The 23,640-nt window shown below is 72.0% G+C and carries 18 protein-coding genes; 6 read left to right on the forward strand and 12 right to left on the reverse strand.

All coding sequences use genetic code 11. The features are described from left to right. The first annotated feature begins 177 nt into the window (after positions 1-177). The 3 genes from ACWGR4_RS18120 (at position 178) to ACWGR4_RS18130 (ending at position 5,861) form a co-directional block, all read left to right on the forward strand. Positions 178-2,214, forward strand: coding sequence for an alkaline phosphatase family protein (locus tag ACWGR4_RS18120; protein WP_452129203.1), 2,037 nt, complete (start codon positions 178-180; stop codon positions 2,212-2,214). A gap of 79 nt (positions 2,215-2,293) precedes the next feature. Continuing rightward, positions 2,294-3,388, forward strand: a complete 1,095-nt coding sequence (locus ACWGR4_RS18125; protein ID WP_452129202.1) for a WxL protein peptidoglycan domain-containing protein — start codon at positions 2,294-2,296, stop codon at positions 3,386-3,388. A gap of 40 nt (positions 3,389-3,428) precedes the next feature. Continuing rightward, positions 3,429-5,861 (forward strand): hypothetical protein, encoded by a 2,433-nt coding sequence (locus ACWGR4_RS18130; protein WP_452129201.1) that lies wholly within the window; start codon positions 3,429-3,431, stop codon positions 5,859-5,861. Here ACWGR4_RS18130 and ACWGR4_RS18135 read toward each other — a convergent pair. The 7 genes from ACWGR4_RS18135 to ACWGR4_RS18165 all read right to left on the reverse strand — a co-directional run bounded on the left by ACWGR4_RS18135 (position 5,845) and on the right by ACWGR4_RS18165 (position 15,070). Then, positions 5,845-6,288: a GNAT family N-acetyltransferase gene (locus ACWGR4_RS18135; protein WP_452129200.1), complete on the reverse strand. Its 444-nt coding sequence runs from the start codon at positions 6,286-6,288 to the stop codon at positions 5,845-5,847. The two genes, ACWGR4_RS18130 and ACWGR4_RS18135, sit on opposite strands and share 17 nt — an antisense overlap. A 133-nt stretch (positions 6,289-6,421) precedes the next feature. Then, the gene (locus ACWGR4_RS18140) at positions 6,422-8,029 is read right to left on the reverse strand and encodes a glycoside hydrolase family 13 protein (protein ID WP_380002587.1); all 1,608 of its coding nucleotides are present in this window, start codon (positions 8,027-8,029) and stop codon (positions 6,422-6,424) included. A 56-nt stretch (positions 8,030-8,085) separates the two neighbouring features. Further along, positions 8,086-8,937 carry a sugar ABC transporter permease gene (locus ACWGR4_RS18145; protein ID WP_452129199.1) on the reverse strand — a complete coding sequence of 284 codons (852 nt, stop codon included), beginning with the start codon at positions 8,935-8,937 and terminating at the stop codon, positions 8,086-8,088. Then, positions 8,937-10,547, reverse strand: a complete 1,611-nt coding sequence (locus ACWGR4_RS18150; protein ID WP_380002589.1) for an ABC transporter permease subunit — start codon at positions 10,545-10,547, stop codon at positions 8,937-8,939. The genes ACWGR4_RS18145 and ACWGR4_RS18150 overlap by 1 nt, the downstream gene beginning before the upstream one ends. A 28-nt stretch (positions 10,548-10,575) precedes the next feature. Continuing rightward, positions 10,576-11,841 (reverse strand): sugar ABC transporter substrate-binding protein, encoded by a 1,266-nt coding sequence (locus ACWGR4_RS18155; protein WP_380002590.1) that lies wholly within the window; start codon positions 11,839-11,841, stop codon positions 10,576-10,578. Further along, positions 11,838-13,247: an alpha/beta hydrolase gene (locus tag ACWGR4_RS18160; RefSeq protein ID WP_452129198.1), complete on the reverse strand. Its 1,410-nt coding sequence runs from the start codon at positions 13,245-13,247 to the stop codon at positions 11,838-11,840. The genes ACWGR4_RS18155 and ACWGR4_RS18160 overlap by 4 nt, the downstream gene beginning before the upstream one ends. 50 nt (positions 13,248-13,297) lie before the next feature. Further along, positions 13,298-15,070 carry a glycoside hydrolase family 13 protein gene (locus ACWGR4_RS18165; RefSeq protein WP_452129197.1) on the reverse strand — a complete coding sequence of 591 codons (1,773 nt, stop codon included), beginning with the start codon at positions 15,068-15,070 and terminating at the stop codon, positions 13,298-13,300. 214 nt (positions 15,071-15,284) lie between these two features. Here ACWGR4_RS18165 and ACWGR4_RS18170 point away from each other — a divergent pair, with 214 nt between their 5' ends. Next, positions 15,285-16,304: a LacI family DNA-binding transcriptional regulator gene (locus tag ACWGR4_RS18170; RefSeq protein ID WP_452129196.1), complete on the forward strand. Its 1,020-nt coding sequence runs from the start codon at positions 15,285-15,287 to the stop codon at positions 16,302-16,304. A gap of 535 nt (positions 16,305-16,839) precedes the next feature. On the opposite strand, the gene ACWGR4_RS18175 is transcribed toward ACWGR4_RS18170, so the two are convergent. Further along, a complete protein-coding gene (locus ACWGR4_RS18175; protein ID WP_452129195.1) occupies positions 16,840-18,831 on the reverse strand; it encodes a GTP-binding protein in 1,992 nt (663 codons plus the stop codon). A 184-nt stretch (positions 18,832-19,015) separates the two neighbouring features. Beyond that, entirely contained in the window at positions 19,016-20,080 is a 1,065-nt protein-coding gene (locus ACWGR4_RS18180; RefSeq protein WP_452129194.1) for a LuxR C-terminal-related transcriptional regulator, read from the reverse strand. A gap of 146 nt (positions 20,081-20,226) precedes the next feature. Between ACWGR4_RS18180 and ACWGR4_RS18185 the strand changes: the two genes are divergently transcribed. Both ACWGR4_RS18185 and ACWGR4_RS18190 read left to right on the forward strand, forming a co-directional pair. Continuing rightward, positions 20,227-20,793: a GNAT family N-acetyltransferase gene (locus tag ACWGR4_RS18185; RefSeq protein ID WP_380002596.1), complete on the forward strand. Its 567-nt coding sequence runs from the start codon at positions 20,227-20,229 to the stop codon at positions 20,791-20,793. Positions 20,794-20,830: 37 nt separating this feature from the next. After that, positions 20,831-21,148, forward strand: coding sequence for an NIPSNAP family protein (locus tag ACWGR4_RS18190; protein WP_380002597.1), 318 nt, complete (start codon positions 20,831-20,833; stop codon positions 21,146-21,148). 386 nt (positions 21,149-21,534) lie between these two features. Here the strand turns inward: ACWGR4_RS18190 and ACWGR4_RS18195 are convergent, their stop codons facing one another. The 3 genes from ACWGR4_RS18195 to ACWGR4_RS18205 form a co-directional block, all read right to left on the reverse strand. Continuing rightward, the gene (locus ACWGR4_RS18195; RefSeq protein WP_452129193.1) at positions 21,535-21,723 is read right to left on the reverse strand and encodes a hypothetical protein; all 189 of its coding nucleotides are present in this window, start codon (positions 21,721-21,723) and stop codon (positions 21,535-21,537) included. Positions 21,724-21,806: 83 nt separating this feature from the next. Beyond that, on the reverse strand, positions 21,807-22,676 hold the full coding sequence (locus tag ACWGR4_RS18200; RefSeq protein WP_452129192.1) for a YwqG family protein: 870 nt from the start codon (positions 22,674-22,676) through the stop codon (positions 21,807-21,809). 507 nt (positions 22,677-23,183) lie between these two features. Further along, a complete protein-coding gene (locus tag ACWGR4_RS18205) occupies positions 23,184-23,594 on the reverse strand; it encodes a peptidase inhibitor family I36 protein (RefSeq protein ID WP_380002599.1) in 411 nt (136 codons plus the stop codon). Positions 23,595-23,640 lie beyond the last annotated feature (46 nt).

Consider the following 23,640-nt stretch of genomic DNA (forward strand, 5'->3'; position numbering starts at 1 on the left):
CTTTTTTTTTTTGTTTTTTGTTTGTGTTTTTTTTTCTTTTATTCGGTGCCGGCGCCCCAGACCCACCCACGGGGGGGCCCCCCCCCCCCCCCCGCCCCCGCCCCGGCGGGTCCGCGGCGGATTGCGCCCGCCTCGGACCGACCCCACTCCGGTTCATCCACCGAGGGAGTTATCGCAGTGTACGGATCCATCCGCGCCCGGCGCGGCCTCGCGGCGACCGCGGTCGCCGCGTTCGCCGTCCCGCTCGCCCTGGCCGGCGCCGCACTCGCCGCGTCCCCCGCCGCCGGCGACTCGACGCCGCCGTTGCCCAACGGCACCAAGAAGGCGAAGACGCTGGTCATCGGCATCGACGGACTGCGCTTCGACAAGCTGCAGAGCGGTGACGCGCCCAACCTGAAGGCGCTCATGGCCGGCGGTGTCAGCGCGCCGAGCAACCTGTACGCGCAGCCGTTCGCGCCCACCGTCTCCGGCCCCGGCTGGTCGACCATCGCCACCGGCGTCTGGCCCGACAAGCACGGCGTGCACGACAACACGTTCGCGGGTTCCCGGTACGACAAGTACCCCGACTTCGCGACCCGTCTGGAGACCGCCGACCCGACCGCTTCGACCCTCGTGGTCGGCGCGTGGGGGCCGATCGCGTCCACGATCTTCTCGCCGAAGGTCGACGTGCGCGTGCCCACCGACGAGAACGACGACGTCGCCGCCGACACCACCGCGCGGTACCTGTCCACGGGCAATCCGGACACCACGTTCATGCACCTGGACGCGGTCGACGGCGCCGGCCACAACAACGGCGGCACCAGCCCCGAATACGCCAAGGCCGTCAAGGACGCCGACACGCGCGTGGGCAAGGTGCTGGACGCGCTGCGCGCCCGTCCGACGTACGCCCAGGAGGACTGGCTGGTCCTGGTCACCGCCGACCACGGCCACACCGACTCCGGCGGCCACGGCGGCGCGACGCCGCAGGAGCGGCAGACCTTCGTCATCGCCAACGGCGCCGGGCTGCCCGCCGGCACCGTGCGTTACGACGTGCGCCTGGTCGACATCGCGCCGACCGTGCTCAAGCACGAGGGCGTCCGCATCGACCCCGCGTGGGGCCTGGACGGGCAGCCGATCGACGAGATCGAGCCGGACGCCTTCGACACGTTGCGGCCGACCCTGTCCGAGCGGGTCGACGAGGCCGGCATCCCCACCGGCATCAAGGGCTTCACGCACACCGCGCCCGAGGGCTGGTCCATCGACAACTCCGCGATGCCCACCGGCGGGGTGACCGAGTGGCGCGGCTGGTCGTTCGCCACCGACGAGTTCTTCACCCGCACCGAGGGCGGCCAAGCCCGCGAGGGCAACGTGCGCAGCCGCAACGTGTTCGCCGTCGCCGACTCCGACGAGTGGGACGACAAGGCGCACGCGGCGGGCCGGTTCGACTCGACGCTCGTTTCCCCGGCCTACCCGGTCCAGGGCAAGGCGAAGGTCGACCTGAGCTACGTCACCGACTACCAGGTGGACGGCCCGCAGACGGGCGACGTGTACGTGTCCTGGGACGGCGGCGAGGCCAAGCTCGTCAAGTCCTACCGCACGGACACCAACCAGGTCGAACGCCTCACCCTCGACGTGCCGGACGGCGCCAAGACCGCACAGGTCCGCTTCCGCTACACCGGCACCAACAGCCGCTTCTGGGCCGTCGACCAGGTCGCGCTCACCGCGAGCGGCGGCACCACTCCCGGCGGCGACCCGCTGTCCGGCAGCCAGATCATCACCACCACGGTCGCGAGCACCGGCGCCCTGACCATGACCTCGGCCGGCGGTACGGTAACCCTGCCCGCGCCCGAACTCACCGCCTCCGGCGACCGGCTGGCCACCTCCGGCGCGCTGAACACCGTGCAGGTCACCGACCTGCGCGCGGCGGACCCGGGCTGGAACGTCAGCGGCCAGATCACCGACTTCACCACCGCCCAGGGCGGCCCCGGCTTCGACGGCTCGGCCCTCGGCTGGACTCCGAAGGTGGTCAAGGCCGGCGACGGCCAGCAGGTCACGGCCGGTACCCCGATCGCCCCGGCGACCGACGGCGGCATCAAGACCACCCGCACCCTCGGCAGCGCCGAAGCGGGCCACGGCCGAGGCACCGCGGTCCTGGGCGCCGACCTGAGCCTGAACCTGCCCACCACCACGGCCCCCGGCACCTACAGCGCCACCCTGACGGTCACCGCGATCTGACGGCGAGCCCCGACCACACCACGGGCGGCGCGGGGACACACCGACCCCCGCGCCGCCTGTGGGCCCCGAACGGAACCCCATGCCCCACCCCCCGACCCGCCGCTTCCGCCGAGCCGGCACCACCCTTGCCGGCATCGCCGCGACCCTCGCCTGCCTGTTCAGCGCCTGCCTGTTCACCACCGCCGCCGCCACGACGGCGCCCGCGCCCGCCGACGCCGTACCCCCGCCCGCCACCTGGTCCGTCCAGCCCTCCACCGAGCACGGGCCCGACGACCGGCCGGCGTTCCGGTACGCCCTGGCCCCCGGCGCCCGCCAGGTCGACTACGTCGCCGTCACCAACGTCGGCGACGAACCCCTCACCGTCGACCTCTACGCGCAGGACGCCTTCACCACCGCCTCCGGCGGCTTCGACCTCCTCGCCGCCGGCCGCCCCGCCGCCGACGTCGGCGCGTGGATCCGCCTCAAGGAGAGCCGGATCACCGTGCCGCCGCACGCCCGCAGCGACGTGCCGTTCGAACTCGCCGTCCCCGCCGACGCCTCCCCCGGCGACCACGCGGGCGGCATCGTCGCCTCCCTCGCCGGTCCCGGCCGGGACCGCGCCGGCAACCGGGTCGTGGTCGACCGCCGCGTCGGCACCCGTATGTACCTGCGCGTCGACGGCCCGCTGCGTCCCGCGCTCACCTCCGGCGGCCTCAGCGCGAGCCTGCGCACCTCGCTCGACCCACGCGACGGCGCCCTGAACGTCACCTACACCGTCCGGAACAGCGGCAACATCCGCCTGGGCGCCCGCCCGGACCTAACCGTCCGCGGCCCCTGGGGCCTGACCGGCACCCACCGAAAACTGGACCCGCTCCCGGAGTTGCTGCCCGGCGCCTCGCTCACCCGAACCGTGCGCGTATCCGGCGTCACCCAGGCCTTCCGCCTGGACGTCGACCTCGCCCTGCACCCGACACCCGTCCCGGGCGGCTCCCCCGACACGGGCCCGACCACCCACGCCCACACCACCGTTCGCGCCATCCCCTGGAGCGCGGTGGCCACCGCGGCGGCCCTGCTCGCGCTGATCACCGCCCGGCTCCTGCATCGCCGCCGGCGCCGCGGGTCCACCCGTCCGACCGAAAAGGCCTCCCCACCAGCAACACCCCACCCCCATCCGGAACATCAACCCATCGCGTAATGTCCCCAGGGCCGCACCAGCGCCCCCAGGAGGCCCCCGCATGCACGAGACCGGCACATCCGGAACCGCCGCCGTGGTGGCGCTCCGAAACGTCGGTCGAGGCCAATCCGGCGCACTGCTCCGGCGACTGGGCGGTTCCGGCCTCCTGGCCCTGCGCCGTGCCCGGGCGCTGCCGCGCGCCCTGATCGAGGCCGTGTTCGAGACCGACGACACGGACCTGCTCCGGGCGTTGGCCGCGAACCCCGGCCTGGGCCACGACACCCTGCTGCGCCTGGCCCGACTCGGCCGCCCCGCCCTGGCCCGCACCCTGTACCGGCCCACGAACCCCGAGCGGCACACGGTCGTGCTCCGGCGCGCCGTCCTCGCCGCCGCCGATCCCGCGGATCCCGACTGGCGCGCGCCGCACGGCTTCGTGCCCTGGCTGCTGACGCAGCATCACGAACGGCTGCTCGAACCGGCGTTGTGGGCCCCCTTCGGCGAACTGGTCGCACACGCCCTGCTCGAACTCGGCCCCGACCTACCCCCGGCCGTGGTCGCCGAACGCCACCGTGCGCTGCGCGCCCTCCTCGACGAATCCGCGTTCGCTCGCTTCCGTCGCGCGGCCGGCGACCTCGACCACGGCGACCTGCTCGACCGCCTCGACGACCCGGCCACCGCCGAGGGCCGCCGACTCTCCTTCGCCACGCACCTGTTACTCCTGCGCATCCGCCGCGCCAAGGGTCCCGTCCCGGTCCCGCCCGACTGGTCCGCCGCGCGCGAGGAACACCTGCGCAAACCCTTCCCCTCGTCGGTGACCGCGGTCCTCGCCCGATGGGCCGACTGCCCCGACGAGATCGTCCGGGACGGCGGCCGATCCGCCCGCCCCACCCTGCGCGCCCGCGCCTTCCGCCTCCCCGCGCCCACTCCGGGGCGAGACTGCGATCACGATCTCGACCACGACGAATGGGAATGGACCCCGCTCCTGCGCCGGGGCCTGCGTCGCGGCCGATTCACCGCGTCCGCGCTGCTCACCGAAGCCGGACCGGCCGTGGCGGTGCTCTTGGCCCTGCCCGACGAGGACCCCGCCGTTCACGCCTGCGTACGCGAACTCCTCGCCCCCTTGGGCACCGACGCCGACGCGTGGTCCACCGTCCTCGCCGAACTCCCGCGCTTCCCCGGCACCCCGGCCGCCCTCGTCGCGACGGCCCTCGCCGGCTCCGCCCCGAACCGGGCGCACAGCCGCCCCTCCGGCGGCGACCCGGCCCGCATCCTGCTGTTCCGCTGCGCGAGCAGCGCACAACAACACGCGCTGGTATCCCTGCTCGACCCGCCCGCACTGCGCCCCCTGCTGGCCGCCGCCCCGCCCGACCGCGCGCTGCGCGAACGCCTCCGGGCCGTGCACGGGCCCGCCGCGAACCTGATCCTGGCCGGCGTGGCCGAGCAATCCCCGGAGACGGTCGCCGAGTTACTGGATCTCGACGATCCCGCGGTGAACGCCCTGCTGTTTCGCCGCGCCCACCTGGACGAGGCGGCGGTGACCCGCCTGCTGTCCGGTGTGGACCGCACGGGCCGCCCGGGCACGGTCCCGCTCGCCTCCGCCCTGCTCGGCTGCCTCGAACGCGACGAAGGGCCCAACCGCCGGCCGGCGGTCGACGTCGCCCCCGCCTCGGACGACCCCCGCGTCGCGCGGATCGTGCTGCACCGGCGCGCCCTCTACACCGACGCCGGTCGGCTGCGCGCGCTGCTCGACCGGTGGCGGGACGCCGGCCCCGACGGCGTGCGCGCCCTGATCGACGAGGCCACCCGCCACGGCCTGGAGGACTCGCGCAACCCCTTTCCGGCCGAGACCGTGAAGCTCGCCCGCGCCGCCCTGGACGACGTCGACGGCCCGGCGCTGCTGCACGCCCGACTGGCCGAGGTAACCACGCCGGCGGCGATCGTCATGGCCCTGCGCGGCCCGGCCCATGCCGCCGACCTCGTCCTCGCCGAGTGCGGGCCACCGCCGTGGGACACGCTGATCGAGACCCTGACTCGCGACACCTGGCCGGATCAGGTCCGGGACGCGGTGGTCGCGCACCCCGACTGCCCGCGCGAACTCCTGCTCGCGCGGCTGGCGTTCGTACCCGACCATCCGCAACATGCGCGCACGTGGGTGTGGGCCGCGCTGGATCGCGGCGCGTTGACCGTCGAGGACATCCTCCGTACGTGCCGCCCGGCCCACGTCGCATTCGACCTCCTGGCCGGCTCGGCGATCATCGAGGATCCGACCGCCCGCCGACCCGCGCTCGCCCCCTGGCGGCTGCCCGACGAATTACGACCGCATCGCCTCCGGGCCCGCCTCGGCACGGCCCCGGAAGCCTGGACGGTGGCCGTACGACTCCTGCCCGACTTCTCCGGCACGCTGATCGAACTCCTGGACACCGCGGTGGCCATGGCGGCACCCATCAGCCGAGCGACACCCGCCTGCCGAACGCCGCTCAGCCGAGGCGTTTGACGAAGATGTACTCGACACTGCCCGGCGGGTAGTCCGGCACGGTTCCCGCGAGTTCGTAGCCGTGCCCGCGGTAGAAGTCCGGAGCCTGGAAGTCCCACGTCTCCAGTCGCACGTGCCGACACTCGCGCTCGGTCGATGCGATCTTCTCGGCTCGCTCCAGGAGTTCCGAACCCAACCCGGCGCCGCGCAGGCGCGCGTCGACCCACAGCAGGTGCACGTGCAGCCAGTAGGCCCAGGTATAGCCGGTCAAGCCGCCGACGAGATCACCGTCGTCGTCGCGCACATAGAGCTGGAGGGGTTCCTCGTTCTCGGCGGAAGTCCCGCGCAGGGCTGCCAGATTCGGTGAGACCGCCGTATTGGATTCGGTGAGCATCCGCCCGAGCCAGGCTTCGCGTTCCGGGTCCACGATTACTTCGAACTGCGCCACCCTCCCACTGTAGCCGGACCCCCGGGCCCCACGACAGCGGCCGATCGGCAGCGACTCCCACCCATGGGAAGCCGCCGCCGAACACCCGGGCTCCGCCGAACAGCCGGACTCCGCCGAACTCGAACCGGCCCGCTCAGTCCCCGTCCACCGCATACCACGCCGCCGTGTCGCCCGGCAGCACGCCATCCCCGGGCAGCTCACCGCTCGCGAGCAACACCGGCCCGTACTCGGGCAGCCGCACCGGCTCCGCGCCCAGGTTCACCGCGCACACCGGCCCGTTCCCGCGCCGGAAGACCAACGTGTCCTCCGGTGACGGCAACCACCGCAGTTCCGCGCCGTCTCCGAGGTCCGGGTGCGCCCGACGGATCGCCAACGCCGACCGGTACAGCGACAGCGTGGACGCGGGGTCGTCCCACTGCGCCTCGACGCTCAACCCGGCCCAGTCACCCGGCTGCGGCAGCCAGGTCGGCGCACTGCCCGGCGCGCCGAATCCGTACGGCGCCCGCCCGCCCGACCACGGCAGTGGCACCCGGCAGCCGTCCCGGCCCCGCTCGGTGTGCCCGGACCGCTCCCACCTCGGGTCCTGCAACACCTCGTCCGGCAGGTCCAACACCTCCGGCAGGCCCAGTTCCTCGCCCTGGTACACATAGACCGAGCCGGGCAGCGCCAGCGTCAACAGCGCGGCGGCCCGGGCCCGGCGCAGCCCCGTCTCCCCGTCGCCGTAGCGCGTGACGTGGCGGTGCACGTCGTGGTTGGACAACACCCAGGTCGCCGGGGCGCCGACACCGGCGGCGCCGGCCAACGACGCGTCGATCACCTCGCGCAGCGCGGGCGCGGCCCAATCGGTGCCCAGGTAGTGGAAGTTGAACGCCTGGTGCAGCTCGTCGGGGCGCACATAGCGCGCGGTGCGCTCCGGGCTCGGTGTCCAGGCCTCGGCGACGGCCATCCGGGCGCCGGGGTATCCGTCGAGGATGCGCCGCCAGCCGCGGTATATCTCGTGCACCCCGTCCTGGTCGAAGAACGGCAGTTCGGCGCTGCCGAGCAGTTCGATTCCGGCGCCGCCGCCGATGTCGGGCAGGCCCTCGGCCTTGACCAGGCCGTGTGCGACGTCGATCCGGAAACCGTCCACGCCCAGGTCCAGCCAAAAGCGCAGCACGTCCTCGAACTCGGTGTGCACCTCGGGGTGTTCCCAGTTCAGGTCGGGCTGCTCGGGGGCGAACAGGTGCAGGTACCACTCGCCGTCCGGCACCCGGGTCCAGGCCCGGCCGCCGAACACCGACTCCCAGTCGTTGGGCGGCAGTTCCCCGTCGGCACCGCGACCGGGACGGAAGTGGTACCGCTCGCGGGCGGCCGATCCGGGGCCGCCGGCCAGCGCCTCGACGAACCAGGCGTGCGCCTCGGAGGTGTGGTTGGGCACCAGGTCGACGATCACCCGCAGGCCGTGCGCGTGCGCGTCGCGCAGCAGCGCGTCGGCGTCCTGAAGGGTGCCGAACAGCGGGTCGACGGCCCGGTAGTCGGCCACGTCGTAGCCGTGGTCGGCCTGTGGGGAGGCGTAGAACGGGGTGAGCCAGACGGCGTCCACGCCCAGTTCGCTCAGATAGCGCAGTCGGCTGCGCACACCGGGCAGATCGCCGATCCCGTCGCCGTTGCCGTCCGCGAAGCTGCGCACGTACACCTGATAGATCACCGAGTCGCGCCACCAGCCGGTGGTCGTACGGGTGTTCGTGGTCGTGACGGTCATCCGAGAGCTTCCTTCGAGGGAGAAGTCGAAACACAACATCGAGCGCCCGCGCCGGGTCAGTTCTTCACCGCTCCGGCCGTCAGGCCGCCGACGATGAAACGTTGCAGGAACTGGAACAGCACCAGCACCGGCAGCGCCGCGATCAGCACGCCCGCCGCGAACACGCCCCAGTTGCGGCCCACTCCGTACGAGATGAAGTGGTAGAGCCCGACCGCGAGGGTCTGCTTGTCCGGGTCGTTCAGGACCAGGCTCGCGATCACGAAGTCGTTGAGCGTGGCCACGAAGGACAGCAGCGCGACCACGGCCAACACCGGTGCCACCAGCGGCAGCACGATCCGGAAGAACACCTGGGCGTGCGAGGCCCCGTCGATTCGCGCCGCCTCGTCGAGGTCGCGCGGCACGGTGTCGAAGAAGCCCTTCATCAGGTAGGTGTTCACCCCGAGCGCGCCGCCGAGGTAGATCATCACCAGCCCCAGCCGGCTGCTCAGGCCGATCGCGGGGAAGACGTCGTCGAAGCCGGACAGGAGCAGGAACAGCGCGACGTAGGCAAGCAGTTGCGGGAACATCTGGACCAGGAGCAGTGTGGTCAGCCCGGCCTTGCGCCCCCGGAACCGAAAGCGCGAGAAGGCGTAGCCGGCGCACGCGCCCAGGAACACCGACCCGATCGCGGTGGCCAGCCCGACCGCCATCGAGTTCAGGAACCACTTGCCGAACGGGTGCAGCGGGTCGTCGAACAGTTCCCGGTAGTGCGCGTCGGTGGTGTCCGAGAACAGTTCGTTGGATCCGGTCAGGGTGCCGCTGGGGTTCAGCGACGCGGAGAGCACGAACACCAGGGGGAAGACGGCCACCACGACCGCGAGCACCCCGATCAGGTGCCGCCATCCGGTGCGCGCGAACCAACGGATCATCAGGACTCCTCGAACGCGCGGCTGCGGCGCAGGCCGACGACGGAGATCGCGGCGACCACCACGAAGATCAGGATCGACACGGCGCAGGCCATGCCGTATTGGCGATTGCTGCCGCCGAAGGCGAGTTTGTACACCAGCGAGATCAGCAGGTCGGTGGAGCCGACCTCGATCGGCGCGTCGGGGTCCTTGGGACCGCCGCCGGTGAGCATGTAGATGACGTTGAAGTTGTTGAAGTTGAACGCGAAGGTCGCGATCAGCATCGGGGTGACGGCGGTGAGCAGGAGCGGCAGTTTGATGTGCCGCAGGATCTGTCCGCGTCCCGCGCCGTCGATCCGCGCCGCCTCGGTGACCTCGGCGGGGATCGCCTGGAGCGCGCCGGTACAGATCAGGAACATGTACGGGAAGCTGATCCAGACGTTGACCGCGAGCACGCTGAGCCGGGCCAACCACGGATCGGTGAGCCACGGGATGTGCGCGCCGTCCAGGAGCGAGACGTTGACGTAGCCGTAGTCGGTGTTGAGCAGGCCCTGCCAGACCAGTGCGGCCAGGAACGCCGGGAAGGCGTAGGGCAGCATGATCAGCGAACGGTAGATCCGGTGCCCGCGCAGCCGTTTGCCGTCGAGCACCGCGGCCAGGACCAGTCCGATGGCGAACGGCACCGCGACCGAGATGCCGGCGAAGACGAAGGTCCATACCAGCACGCCGAGGAAGGGTCCGCGGATGTCGCGGTCGGTGAGGATCCTCTCGAAGTTGTCCAGGCCGACGAAGACCTTCCACCCCGGACTGAGCCTGGTGCCGTCGGCGGCGGCGAAGACGCCGTCGGAGGTGGGTCGATAGACCTTGCCGGTGGCCCGGTCGGTGATGGTGTCGGCGTCGCGGTCGTAGTCGAGCGTGGACCGGTAGGCGGCGGCGCTGATCCCGTCGGCGGTGCGCAGGCTGCCGCTGTTCGGATCCTCGCTCGCGGGCACCCGCAGTTCGCTGATCTCCTTCTGCCGGCTCGCGATCTGCGCATAGCTCAGCGGGTGCCAGCCGGGCGCGGCGACCGCGCGGCCGACGGAGTCGTACACCGGGTCCGCGACGGGCTCCAACGGGTGCCCTGACCACCCGAGGCGTACACCCCGGTCGGGCAGGGTCACCAGCAGGCCGACCCGGTCGCCGCGGGCGACGACCGTGGCCGGGCGTACCGGCGAGTCGGGTACGCGGGTCTCGCTGTGCGCGAGGATCGCCGCGACGGCGTCGGGCTTGTCGCTGTTGTGGCCGTCGCCGTAGTTCGTGAAGGCGGCGAACCCGGTGTAGAACACCACGTACACCTGGTACACGAGCAGCAACGCGACGCCGGGGGCGAGGTACTTGGCCGGCACGTGGCGTTTGCCGGCGTAGATCACGTTGACCGCGACCGTGCCCACGAGCAGGGCGCCGAACATCCCCCACTTGTGCTGCGCGGCCAGTGCGAGGAGCCCGTAGACCGCGAGGGCGTCGACGACGGCGAGCAGGACGATCCGCACGGCGAGGCCGACGAGGCCGCGGCGGGCCGGGGGGTGGCCGGGGTGGGCCGTGGGTCGCCGGCCCGGTGGGGTGTGCGGCGGTTGGGTGGACAGGGTCTGGGTCACGATCTCGGTCTCTCCTCGTCGCTCCGGCTCAGCCGGCGGCGATCTTGGCGCGGATGCGTGCGGCCATCGCGCCGGTCAGCTCCCCCGGATCGCCGTGTCCCTGGATGATGGCCAGTTGGGTCAGGCCCCAGTCGGCCCACACGCTGTCCATCGCGGGCAGGTTCGGCGTCGGCATGCCCGCCTGGGCGGCGCGGGCGAAACCGGCCACCACCGGGTCGTTCTCGACCTGGGCGAGCACGGCGGTGGTCGCCGGGACCCGGCCGCCGGTGTCGTACAGGGCTCGCTGCGCCTGCGGGGTGGAGAGGTAGTTGAGCACGAAATCCTGGGCCAGGATCGGGTTTGCCGACTTGGCGCCGACGAAGAAGCCCTGGACGCCGACGAACGGCCGGGCCGGGGAGCCGTCGGCGCTGGGCACCGGGTCGACCGCGAACGGCACGTGCGCGGCGCGGAAGGTCGCCGCGTCCCAGGGGCCGGCGAGCAGGAACGGGGTCTTGCCCTTGAGGAAGGCGTCGGTGGCGATGTCGGCGGTGAGCGAGGTGGAGAGCACGCCGTCCTTGCCCAGGCCGCGCAGCCAGGGGCCGAAGCGCCGGCAACCGGGGCTGTCCAGTTCGAGTTTGGTCTGGTCGTAGGCGCCGTCGGGCTTGGTGCCGAAGACCTGGCAGCCGAACGAGGTCTGCAGCGGGTACAGGTGGTACGGCGATCCGCTCTTGGCGTCGACCGGTACCGCCACCGGCAGTTCGGCCCGGCCCTGTTCGACCAACCGGCGGCCGGTGGCGAGCAGTTCGTCGAAGGAGGCCGGGGCCTGCGGGGCCAGTTCGGTGTTGCGCAGGAGGGCGATGCTGTCGACGGCGTACGGCAGTCCGTACGTGCGGCCCTCGTAGCGCATCGCCTCCAGCGCGACCGGGGAGAACGCGGCGGCGCGGTCGCCGAGTTCGAGCGGTGCGAGCACCCCGTTGTGGACGAGTTTGCCGAGCCAGTCGTGCGGACCGACGACCACGTCGGGGCCCTGGCCGGTGGGGGCCTGGGAGACGAAGTCGTCGCGGATCTCGCCCAGGCCCTTCTGCACGACCTTGACCTTGACGCCCTTGTCCCGGGTGAACGCGGCGGCGATGTCCTGGAGCGGCTTGGCCCGGGCGTCGTCGGCCCAGACGGTCAGCGAGCCGTTGCCGGCCGCCGGGGCCGAGACAGGCGGGGCGGTCTTGTCGTCGCCCTTGTCGCCGCCCCCGCCGGCGCACGCGCTGACGAGCAGCGTGGCGGCGGCGAGCACGGCCGGGAGCAGCAGTCGTGGTCTCACGGGGTCTCCTCGATGGGTGCAATCGCGTCGGTCTCGGGCGCGGGGTCGGCGGCGGGCGCCGCGGGGGTCTGCGCGTTCGGGTCGGTCCACGCGGGAACGTGCACGGTGATCCGGCGGTCGCCGTCGTGGTGGAAGGGGTCGCGGATCGGCGTGCCGTCCTCGGTGAGGCCGTCGCAGCGCCAGCCGCGGCCGACCGCGCCGTTCAGGCCCACCCCGCGCGGCAGCCGCCAGGTGCCGTGGTGGATGCCGGCGGCAACGCGGGTGGTGACCAGGCCGGAGTAGTACACGGTCTCGTCGGCGGGCAGGTCGGCGGCGGTGGTCACGGTGACCTCCAACAGCGCGTCGGCGCCGCCCTCGACCACCTCCAACGTGCCCTCGGCGGTATGGCCGCCGGCCGTCGCGGTCAGCGTGACGGGCCCGGGTCGACCGGGGGTGACCCGGGCCAGGCCGAGCGGGCGCAGCGCGTCGGCGGGGGTCCAGGCGAGCCCGGCGTCCAGCACCGAGTAGGTGCAGCCGTCGGCACGCACGCCCACCGGCGCCACGCTCACGTCGGCCTGTCCGGTGGCCACCGCGGGCCGCTCGGGCATGGTCAGCTCGACCAGCGGCAGGTCGGCGTCGCCGAACAGGTACAGCAGCGCGCTGCCCACCCGCCGGGCCCAGGCGCTCTCGTGGTGCGGCGCCTGCGGATCCTCGTGGAAGCGCACCTCGCGGTCCGGCGCGTAGCCGAGGTCGGTGACGAGGTGGTCGACCAGGTCGCGGGTGTGTTGCACGGTGATCAGGCCCTCCATGCCGCCGATGTCGATCCAGATCCGCTCCGGGCCGCGCGCGCTCTGCCGGTGGTGCACGGGCGTCTCGGCGAGGGTGATCGGGTCGACGAAGACCAGGAACGGCGAGAGCACTCCGGCCAGGCCGAACACGTCGGGGCGGCGAAACGCCAGGTGGTAGCTGACCAGGCCGCCCATCGAGGAGCCGAGTACGGCGGTGTGCGCCGGGTCGTCGGTGATCGGGTACCGGGCCGCGATCAGCGGGCGCAACTCCTCGATCAGGAAACGCTCGTACAGCTCGCCCCGGGACAACGCGCGCGGGTCGCGCGGGTACGGCACGTAGTGGCTGTACTCGGCGCCGCGGTCGTCGCGTCCGTTGTCCACGGCCACCGCGATCAGCGGCGGCAGCAGGCCGGCGGCGATCAGCCGGTCCAGGGTCTCCTCGACCCGCCAGCTGGGTTCGAGGCCGGTGCGGGCGAACACGTGTTGCCCGTCGTGCAGCCACACCACGGGGTACGGTCCGGCCTGCCGGTCGTAGCCGGGCGGCAGGTACACGTGGACGTCGCGCACGTTGTCCAGGTGCGTCGAGCGTACGTTCGACAACGTCTCGATCACGCCGCCGGTGTTCGCGGGCAGGGACATGCGGGGTGACTCTCCCGGGGTGGGTGCGGGGGCGGTGGGCTCGGTGCGGGTCACGCGCGTTCCACCCGCCAGACGTGGAAGGCCGGTCCGTCGGCGGGCATCGGCTCGCCGGGGCGCAGGTCGGGTCCGCCGGTCAGGCTGTGCGCGGCGACCGGCGCGGCGACCGGGGCGTGCGAGGCGCGGTCGACCTGGACGAGCAGCGTCTCCTCGGGCAACCATCGCTCGAACAGCACGGTGTCGGCCTCGCAGCGCAGCCAACGCAGGCCGCCCTCGCGCAGCGCCCGGTGTCCGCGCCGCAGCGCGATCAGGTCGCGGTAGACGCGGTGGGTGTCGTGGTCCCAGCGCGCGGGGTCCCACGGGAACGGCCGGCGGCCGTCCTCCAGGTGCACCCCTTCCACGCCGACCTCGTCGCCGGCGAACACCATCGGCAGGCCCGGCAGGGTGAACAGCAGGGCGGCGCCCAAGTGTTGGCGTTCGCGCCCGGCCATCGAGCGGAACCGCTGGGTGTCGTGCGAGTCGAGCAGGGTCAGGTTGTGGGTGTACGAGCGCCAGGGCAGCAGGGCGGCGAAGTCCCGCATGACGGCCGCCAGTTCGGCGCCGCCGTAGTCCGGGATCGGCCCGGGCACCCCCCAGAACTCGGTGAGCGGCGCGTCGGCGAGCCACCCCCAGACCGGTCGGGTGAAGCCGGCGTAGGCCATCGTGCCCTGCCAGCCGTCGCCGCGCAGGGACACGGACGCGTCGTGCTGGTGCTCGGCCAGGAGCAGCGTGTCCGGCGCGGCGGCGTTCAGCGTGGCGCGGGTGGCGCGGGCCACCTCGGCGTTGCGGTCCTGGGTGCCGTAGCGGCCGGCCGACTGGGCGACGTCGATCCGCCAGCCGTCGAGCCCGAAGTCGCGCGGATACCGCGCCACCACCGAGCCCGCGCCTTCGTACAACCGCGCCCGCAACTCGGCGGAGGCGTGGTCGAACTTCGGCAGCGTGTCCACACCGCAGAACGAGGCGTAGCGGCCTCGATCCGCGCCGTCGAAGTAGTAGAAACCCGCCTCGGCGGAGTCCGGTTCGGCCTGTCCGCGCCGGAACCACTCGTGCCCGTCCCCGGAGTGATTGAGCGTCAGGTCGCCGATCACCCGCATGCCGCGCCGGTGCGCCTCGGCGGTCAGCGCCCGCAGCGCCTCGTCGCCGCCGAGCAGCGGGTCGACCCGGTCGAAGGTGGTCGCGTCGTAGCGGTGGTTGGAGCGGGCCGGGAAGAACGGGGTGAGGTAGAGGACGTTCGCGCCCAGTCCCCGGATGTGGTCGAGCCGGTCGAGCACGCCCCACAGGTCGCCGCCGTAGATCTGCTGCAGCGCGCCCGGGGTGCCCCACGGGACGGGGTCGTCCCAGCCGGCCGGAGTGGCCCAGTCCGGGAGCGTGTCGCTCTGCCGGGCGGAGCGGGCGAAGCGGTCCGGGAAGATCTGGTACACGATCGCGTCGGCGGCCCAGGCGGGCGGCGCCGGGTGGGTGGTGAGGGTGAAGTCGCCGGTGTCGGGCACATCGCGCGAGGCGATGCCGACGCCGGTCAGCCAGCGGTTGCCGGTGGGGGTGTCGAGCAGGAAGCGGTAGCCGAACTCGGTGCTGCCGACCTCGACCTCGACCCGCCACCAGGTCTCGTCGCCGGCCACCCGATCCACCCGCGCCTCGGTGAACACCGGTTCGCCGTCGAGCTTGGTGCGCACGTGTACCCGCTTGGCGCCGGCGTCGGTGCGGGCACGCACGAACAGCTCGACGCGCTCGCCCGGTTGCGGCGACGGGTTGCTCACGTAGCCCGGCGAACCGTCGTGATGTGCCACTGTGTTACAGAGTGTTTCCGGTGGGTGCATGGTGTTTGCGACTCCGAAACATGCCGTTCATCAGGTCGAATGCCGAGGAGCGTAAAAGCTCGGCGTTGACCACTGCAACACCCTGCAACATGTTTCAAAGATTTTGTTGCAACGGAGAAACACGTTTCGCTAGCGTGTGCGTGTCCTCCGTGCGCCGTATCCGCCCAAGAGAGGTGACCATCGCGTGACACCAGACCGCCCATCGGTCCGCAGGATCGCCGACCGGATCGGGGTGAGCGCGGCGACCGTCAGCCGGGTCCTCAACGACAAGCCCGGGGTCGCCGAACACACCAGGACCCGAGTCCTGGCGGCGATCCGCGAGCAGGGCATGGTCGCGCCGGCCCCGGTCGGCCAACCCTTCGTCGGCATCATCGTGCCGGAGCTGGAGAACCCCGCCTTCGCCCTGCTGGCCGGCGCGGTGGAGGCGCGGCTGAGCCAGTACGGGGTGACCGCGCTGATCGGCAGCTCCACGAAGCACGGACCGACCGAGCTGGACTACATCGAAACTCTGTTGAGGCGTGGCATCGAGGGGCTGGTCCTGGTCTCCGGACGACACGCCAACCCCGAGGCCGACCACGGCTTCTACTGGCACCTGCGCGGGAAGCACGTGGCGATGGTGCTGGTCAACGGCGGCGTACCGGGCCTGCCGGTGTCCACGGTCACCACCGACGAGGCGGCCGGCGCCGCGATGGCGGTGGCGCACCTGCACAGCCTCGGGCACACCCGGATCGCGCTGGCCGGCGGCGAGGAGTTCTACCGCCCCTCCCGCCACCGCCTGGCCGGCTACCGCGCGGCGATGACCGCGACGTTCGGCGGCTGCGACGACGCGCTCTACGTGGAGTCCACGTACTCGATCACCGGCGGCCAAGCCGCGGCCCGCCGCCTCCTGGACGCCGGCGCCACGGCGATCATCACCGGCAGCGACCTGATGGCCCTCGGCGCAATCTCCGCCGCCCGCGAATCCGGCCGCCACGTCCCGACCGACATCTCGGTGGTCGGCTACGACGACTCATACCTGGCCGCCCACAGCGACCCCCCACTGAGCACGATCCAACAACCCATAGAACAAATGTCCACAGCAATCGCCACGGCAATGTGGCAACAACTCCAGGGCTACCACGCCCCCCACGTAGACCACCGCTTCACCCCCCGCCTGGTAGCCAGAGCCTCCACAGGAGCACCCCCCACAGACCCCACCCCCTAAAAACCCCACCCCTGGCATCCAACACATGAGCACCCCGAACCGAAGGCCACCAGCAACCCGCAGCCCCCGGCACTGGGAACACCCAAACCAAACCAGCCCGTCCGGCGCCTGAGGACACCCGGCCGGAGGCCAAACCACAGCCCCCGACACCCGGGGCACGCAAACAATCAGCCCGTCCGGCGCTCGAGGACACCCGGCCGGAGGCCAAACCGCAACCCCCGGCACTCGGGGCACCCGAACAATCAGCCCGTCCGGCGCTCGAGGACACCCGGCCGGAGGCCAAACCGCAACCCTCGGCGCTCGGGGCACCCGAACAGTCAGCCCGTCCGGCGCTTGAGGACACCCGGCCGGAGGCCAAACCGCGGCCCCCGGCACTGGGGACACCCAAACCAAACCAGCCCGTCCGGCGCCTGAGGACACCCGGCCGGAGGCCAAACCGCGGCCCCCGGCGCCGGGGCCACCAGACTCCCAGCCCGTCCGGCGCTTGAGGACAACCGAAGCCGGGCCCACCCGCGACCACCGGGTGCGCGCGACCTCAGCCGCCCCGAACCCGGCCCAGCGACTGCAACATGTAGCGCTCCCGGTCATACGGATCCACCCCCACACGCTCCCGCGTCGGAACCGCCTGCCCCCCGAACGGCCGATACCCCTCGAACTCGCTGACCAGGACCCCCTCCCCCCGCGTCAGCCCCGGCAACCGCCCCGTAACCCCATGCACCATCGCCGCCGGAAGGCTCCCCCGCACCAGGAACCGATCCCCCCGCGCGACCTGCTCCTCCGGCACCCCCCGCACCGCGGAGAGCGCCGACAACACCACACCCAGGCAGTCCGCCGGAGTCTCCACCTCGAACCGATGCGTCGGCTCGAACACCCGCGTCCCGGCCCGCCGCAACGCATCGGCCACCACCAGCGGCGTCACACTCCGGAAGTCCCCCGCCGCACTCACCGGACTGAAATACCCCGTACGGGTCAACGTCACCGTGCAGTCCAGCACTTCCCACCCGTACAACCCCTGCCGCAACGTCCGACGCGCACTCTCCTCGATCGCCCGATGGAACGCGAGCGGCAGCGCCCCCAACTCGACCCCCAACCGCAGCGCGATCCCACTCCCCGGCGCCGCCGGCTCGACCCGCACACCGACCGTGGCCCAGAAGTACGCAGGCCCGTCCGCGTCCATCTCCTCCACGGCCTCACCCACCCCCACCGGGCGCTCGAAGTACAGCGGCCGCGACTCGGCGAACGCCACCCGCAGACCGAACTCCTCGGCCAGCGTCGCCCCGATCACCTCCTTCTGCACCTCGCCGTACAGGCGCACCGAGATCGCCCCCGACGACTCGTCGCCCCGCACGTCGATCATCGGGTCCTCCTCGGCCATCCGCTGCAACGCGGCGTACAGCGCGGGCCGTTCGCCCGGATGCCCGGGCGTGACCTCGGATTCCAACGTCGGCGGCGCGAACAGTCCGGTCCGAGGCAGCCCGTCCGCCGACCCGAGTTGATCGCCGACCCGCGCCTGCGCCAGCCCCCGCACCTTGGCGATGGTGCCCGCCGTCGCATCCGCGTCCCGCACCGCCGTACCACGATCGAAGACCTGCACCCCGGAGGCCCGCACGGTCGTCTCGACCACACCGCCCCCGTGTTCGCGCCGGAACAGCGCGACCGAGTCCCGCGCCCGAAGCACCCCGCTCCAGGTCCGCACGTACGCGATCTTCTCCCCCGCGCGCGCCCGCTCGATCTTCAACACGACTGCCCTCAAAGGCTCTTGCCCCGCCGCCGCCTCGACGCGCGGCAACCACGCGGCGATTCCCCGCACCAGGTGCTCGACCCCCTCCCCGTTCAGGGCCGAGCCGAAGAAGACCGGGTACACCCGCGCCTCCCGTACCTGGCGCCGCAGTTCGCGCGTGTAGTCCGCCGCCGTAACCACGACCCGGTCGTCCAGATACGCGTCCACGAACGACTCGCCGTGGTCGGCGAACGCCTCCGCGAGCCGTTCCGCGAACCCCGGGTCGCCCACGTCGAACGGCGCGAATCGCGCGTCCGCGGTACCGATCCCGGCCACCGATCCCATCGCGACGCACCCGGGCCCCAGTTCGGCAGCCAGCGCGTCCAGTACCTCCCGGTAGCACGCGCCCATCCGGTCGATCTTGTTCACGAACACCAGGACCGGGATCCGCAATCGGGCAAGCGAACGCATCAGCACCCGGGTTCGGGCCTGCACGCCCTCCACCGCGGACACCACCAACACGGCGCCGTCGAGTACGCGCAGCGCCCGCTCCACCTCCGCAACGAAGTCGGAGTGGCCGGGGGTGTCGATGACATTGACCTGGAGGTCGTCCACCCGAAACGCCACCACGGCGGAACGGATGGTGATCCCACGCCGACGCTCCAGGTCGAGCGAATCGGTCTGGGTACTGCCGGCATCGACACTGCCGACCCGGGAGATCACTCCCGCGTCGAACAGCAGACGCTCGGTCAGGCTGGTCTTCCCCGCGTCAACATGCGCGAGAATCCCGATGTTCAGATGGTTCATGACGGCCAGAGGCTCCTGCGGCTGCACTGATGGGAAGAATTCCGTAGAGACCGCTGAACCCTCGGCGCATGACGTTCCTCTCCGAACGAACTCATCCCATGTGACACAGTGCGTCTGGCACCCTAACACCGCCCCGACGCACGTCCGCGCTCTTTTCCCGGCGCCCGCCCACCGCCCGCGACCGCTACTCCGGCGGCAGCTCACCCTGCACGATGCGGGCGATCAGCGCCCGGCGACTGGACACCCCGGCCTTGGTGAAAACGGCCTTCAGGTGGTCCTGGACCGTGTACGGGGTCATCGCCAGGACCCGGGCGATCTCCCGCGTGTCACAACCGCGAATCGCCTGCAATGCCACCTCCTGCTCGCGCCCGGTCAACCCGAACGCCGCCAGGTACAGCGGCATCGTCTCGGCCGGTGACGCGGGCGAGGCCACCACCCCGACATGCCCATCGGCGAAACCGTCGACCAGCGAGGCATGCAACACGAACCACCGCCCGTCCCCGGTACGCACCCGAATCGGCACCTGCGCGGCGAGCACCCCGGACGCGGCCCGTCGCGCATGCTCGGACACCATCGCGAAGGCGGTGGGCACGGACAGTGAGGCCGACGAGTCGTCGGCGAGGTCGGCGAGCAGCCGCTGAGCCCGCTGATCCGCCGCGACCAGGCCGTTCGAGGGACCGAGGATCATCATCGCGGGCGCCTGGTCCGCCGGGAGCGCCCACGTCGGGGCGGCATGGCAGGCCCGCAGCGCGTTGCCGATGTGCCGCGCGGCGACATCCGCCAAGTCCCGCTGGCGGCCCAGAAAGGGGCCGTGTTCCCGGCCCCGCATGAACGCGGCACACCCCCACCGGCCGCCCTGCGTGTCGAAGACCATGCGCAATTCGTCACCGAACCCGGACGGGGCGAGCTGTTCGCGAAATCTCATCGCCCGTTCGGGCTGCCCCCGCGTCGCCCGACTCAACGTCTCGGCCCGGACCCCACTGCGCCGGATCGCGGCGAAGGAGGCGATGTCCTCGTGCCACACCTCCATCCGCACCGCCTCGCGAAACCCCGCCATGCTCAGGTCGTTGCTCACCACGGAGGTGACGAGTCCGGTGGTGGGGTCCGCGGTGTGCCAACAGACCGCGTCGTACCCGAGCACATTCCGCAGCAACTCGTCGGCCCGCGCGAACACTTCGGCGGCGGATCCACCCGGTGCGGCCAACTCCCTTAAACCATCGATGACTTGCTTCGCAGTACTCGATGCCATGGCGGGAACGTAACACGCTGGAACCGACCCTGTCCGCAGTGCGACGATCGGGATTGCGGTGGAACCAACCGCCGATCGACGCTTTCGCTCCTGTTCCACGAATCGTGTCGCGTGCGAGGATCGGGGTGATCGGAAAGGGGTCCCCGATGGCACGGGAACACGAGAACGGCACACGTGTGCCGGTACGGGTGCGGACGGTCGACGTGGACACCGGCGCCGTGCCGGTCTTCCTCACCATGCTCGACAGCGCGGTGGCCTGGCTGACCGCCGCCGGCCGCCCCGGCCAATGGGGCACCGAACCGTGGTCCACCCGCCCGGGGGGCGAGGCGCGCGTCGAGTCGGTGATCCGCCACGGGCACGCCCGCCTGGCCGAGATCGACGGTGTCCCGGCGGGTGGTTGTGTCTTCTCCGACACGCCCTCCGCGTACATCGACCCGGTCGACGAACCCGAGTTGTTCATCAACCTCCTCGTCACCGACCGCCGCTTCGTCGGCGCGGGCGTCGGCGCCGCCCTGATCGCGGACGCCCGCCGAGAGGCGGCGAGCCGCGGCGTCGACCTGATCCGCGTCGACTGCTACGGAGGCGACGACGGCGCTCTGGTCCGCCAATACCAAAGCCTGGGCTTCACCCCGGTCACCCCCTTCACCGTCGAGCGCCCCGACCAACCCGAGTGGCCCGGCCAGTTGCTGGCCATGCGACTGAAGTCCGGCTGATCCGCCGCGCCGGCCGGTCACCCGGCATCATGAACGCATGATCACCATTCACCTCAAGTACGAGATCGACGCCGACAAGCTCGCCGACTTCGAGGAGTACGGCCGTCGCTGGATCCACCTGGTCAACCGCTTCGGCGGCACCCACCACGGCTACTTCCTGCCGAGCGAGGGCGACAGCGACATCGCCTACGCCCTCTTCTCGTTCCCCGGGTTCGCCGCCTACGAGCAGTACCGCATCGACAGCGCGACCGACCCGGAATGCCAAGCCGCGATCGAACTCGCCCGCACCACGGGCTGCATCAAGCGCTACGAACGCCGCTTCCTACGCCCCCTGGACACCAACCCGCAGCCGTAGACCCCAGGCCCGCGACCGCCTCCACATGACGCCCCATCGCCCGCCTCGTAGGTCCGTCCCCTGCCGCCCCGGCCCAATCCGTCGTCACCGAGCGGGGTGGCGGGGAGTCCTCGTCGTCGAGCAACGGCAGGCGCCGGACAACGCGGCCGTCCCGGGCGCCCACCGCGGCGAGTTCGCGGGTGTCCTGGACGAACGCGGTGTCCCCGGAGCCGACCACGGCGGCCGTGAACGCCCCGTCCACCGCCCGTGCGGCGGCGATCTCGTGGGCGAATCGTTCCCGGTACCCGGGAAGTTCGGCGCGCGCGGGAACCGAGCATCATGGCCGCCCTGCAGTGCCCCGCAAGCTGCTTTTCGAAGTAGTCGATGAGCGCCGGGTCCACTCGACCTCACACCGTGCTGGGCACCGCGACGCTGGAGAGGGCGACCGCGGTACCGCTATCGACCAAGTCACCGAGCTGCGCGACCGCTTCGACCGGTGGCTGGACAGCGAGGGCATCCTTGCAGCGCTCGCCGACCGCGAGATCGCGCGGCACCTCGAGGCCGGGCGGTCGACCGGTGACCGAGGCGGCGGGCATCGACCGGGCCCGCTCCGGTACACCATGCCGCGATTGCGCCGGTGGCGGCGACCTGCAACCGGTTCACTCGCGGCTCCGGGTGCTCAGCACTGGGCTATCAGGCGGGTTTGGGTGAAGTTTCGGGTGGTGAGGTCTTCGGGGTGGATCAGCCAGTACAGGGTTCCCGCGTCGCCCCATTCCATTTCCGCGTCCTCGTCGCTGTCGAACTGGGCGAGGAGGACCCAGCGTGTGGCCTCCGCATCCAACTGCGCGTCGCCCCAGGGGCGGTCGATGCCGAGTTCCGCGTTGGCGGCCTCGTATTCCACCGGGCCCTGGATCGGCACGGCGTGACCGCCGATCCGGTGGCCGATGCGGCCGTTGAGCTTCGCGAAGGCGCGGCGGAACGGCCGCAGCGCGAGCGGGATTTCGCGAGGTTCGGGCCACGGGTCGCCGGTGCCGAGCAGGGCCTTCCGCGCCTGCGGCAGCCAGAGATCGGGGGCACTTTGCTCGACCTCCGCCGCCAATTCCACCCGCGGGTACGGTGCCGGCCCGCGGGGCACGTCCGCCGGGAGGAGCGGCGTGCCCTCCGGGACGTACAACACTCGGGATCCGGCCCACGTCGCGGGATCGTAAATGGAGACGAACGCCGGCTCGGCATCGCCGGCACTCTCGAATCGGCCGTCGAAGTGGAAGAACAGCAGCGTCCCGTCGGGCGGAAAGCCGGGAGCCCGCCCGGCCGCCGGCAGCGCCGCACACCGCACCGAGGCTATGAACGACAACGGCCCGACCCCCGGCCAGTCGGGCCAATCGACCCCGCTCGGCAACTCCGGCGCGCCGCCGAGGACCGCGACGACCTGCTCGTCGGCACCGGCTCGGCGCAGCCGAACACAGGGACGCAGCAACGCGATCCACCGTTCGGCAAGTTCGGGGGGCAGGTGCTCGGCGGCCGTCCGGGAGTGGCGCTCATCGGTCATGTCGACCATGATCTCGCCCGCCGCCGACATCTCGGCCGCAGGCCGGTTCCGGAGCCAACCGAGCGGCCGCGCCCGGTCCCCTGGATCACCCGTGTCCCAGGCGAGGCGCAGGGGTGACCTGCAGCAGGCCGGCGAGCCCGTGGGAGCCCGGTCGACCGGCCACTCCGGGGCCGGACGGGCCGGTACGCCGGTCGGCGTGTCTGGGGCGGCCCGCGCACCGTCGCATCATCGAGCGCCCGCCCGGCCGCCCACAACGCCCCCCGATCCCCGCCGCGCCGGCGCACCACGAGCCGTGCACGGGCCGGAGATCGGCGGTACCCACGGCTGCTTCGGCCCCCGGTAGTCGTCCCTGCGGTATTCGGCGAGCAGCGCGACGGTCCACGACACCATGGGCGCCCAGGATGGCGACACCGCGTCTGATATGCCATGGCCCGGGGCCGCCATCCCTCGCGGGACGGCGACCCCGGGCGGTCGTACCGAAGTGCCCGAGCCCTGTCGGCCGTGGTCCTACCGGCCGAAGTCCTTGCCGACCACCAGCGGCCGACCGGCCGTGTCGGCGGACGCGAGGTCGCGCCCGGCCTCGACGCGCCCGTCCACGGTGTACTGGTAACAGGGGAACCGAATGCACACCACGGAGCGACTCACGCCGTGGAGCACGTCGAAGCCGGTGCGGTTCGCGATCGACAGAACCGGCTCCTGGATCGTGTATCCGGCGTCACTGCGCTCCTCGATCGCCCGCGCCGAGATGACCGTGCGCGTTCCCGTAAGGCTCTCTCCGCTGTAGACGCAGAGGTTCCCCGTCGGGCAGGAGGTGTCGGGAGCAGCGGCGTCGGCCCGTGCGGTGGGCGCGAAGACGAGCGCGCCCATGAGGGTGCCGGCAACCACGCCGGACGCCACGGTGGCGAGTGAGCGGAACATCGAAGTGTCCTCATTCCTTGTTGTGCGTTCTACCTGGCTGAGTTCG

Source organism: Embleya sp. NPDC055664, from assembly GCF_053618075.1.

Coding starts and splice junctions, on each gene's coding strand:
- ACWGR4_RS18125 (WP_452129202.1), top strand. CDS start 2,294: ATGCCCCACCCCCCGACCCGCCGCTTCCGCCGAGCCGGCACCACCCTT.
- ACWGR4_RS18130 (WP_452129201.1), top strand. CDS start 3,429: ATGCACGAGACCGGCACATCCGGAACCGCCGCCGTGGTGGCGCTCCGA.
- ACWGR4_RS18140 (WP_380002587.1), bottom strand. CDS start 8,029: ATGACCGTCACGACCACGAACACCCGTACGACCACCGGCTGGTGGCGC.
- ACWGR4_RS18145 (WP_452129199.1), bottom strand. CDS start 8,937: ATGATCCGTTGGTTCGCGCGCACCGGATGGCGGCACCTGATCGGGGTG.
- ACWGR4_RS18160 (WP_452129198.1), bottom strand. CDS start 13,247: ATGTCCCTGCCCGCGAACACCGGCGGCGTGATCGAGACGTTGTCGAAC.
- ACWGR4_RS18175 (WP_452129195.1), bottom strand. CDS start 18,831: ATGAACCATCTGAACATCGGGATTCTCGCGCATGTTGACGCGGGGAAG.
- ACWGR4_RS18180 (WP_452129194.1), bottom strand. CDS start 20,080: ATGGCATCGAGTACTGCGAAGCAAGTCATCGATGGTTTAAGGGAGTTG.
- ACWGR4_RS18185 (WP_380002596.1), top strand. CDS start 20,227: ATGGCACGGGAACACGAGAACGGCACACGTGTGCCGGTACGGGTGCGG.
- ACWGR4_RS18190 (WP_380002597.1), top strand. CDS start 20,831: ATGATCACCATTCACCTCAAGTACGAGATCGACGCCGACAAGCTCGCC.
- ACWGR4_RS18195 (WP_452129193.1), bottom strand. CDS start 21,723: ATGCCCGCCGCCTCGGTCACCGGTCGACCGCCCGGCCTCGAGGTGCCG.
- ACWGR4_RS18200 (WP_452129192.1), bottom strand. CDS start 22,676: ATGACCGATGAGCGCCACTCCCGGACGGCCGCCGAGCACCTGCCCCCC.
- ACWGR4_RS18205 (WP_380002599.1), bottom strand. CDS start 23,594: ATGTTCCGCTCACTCGCCACCGTGGCGTCCGGCGTGGTTGCCGGCACC.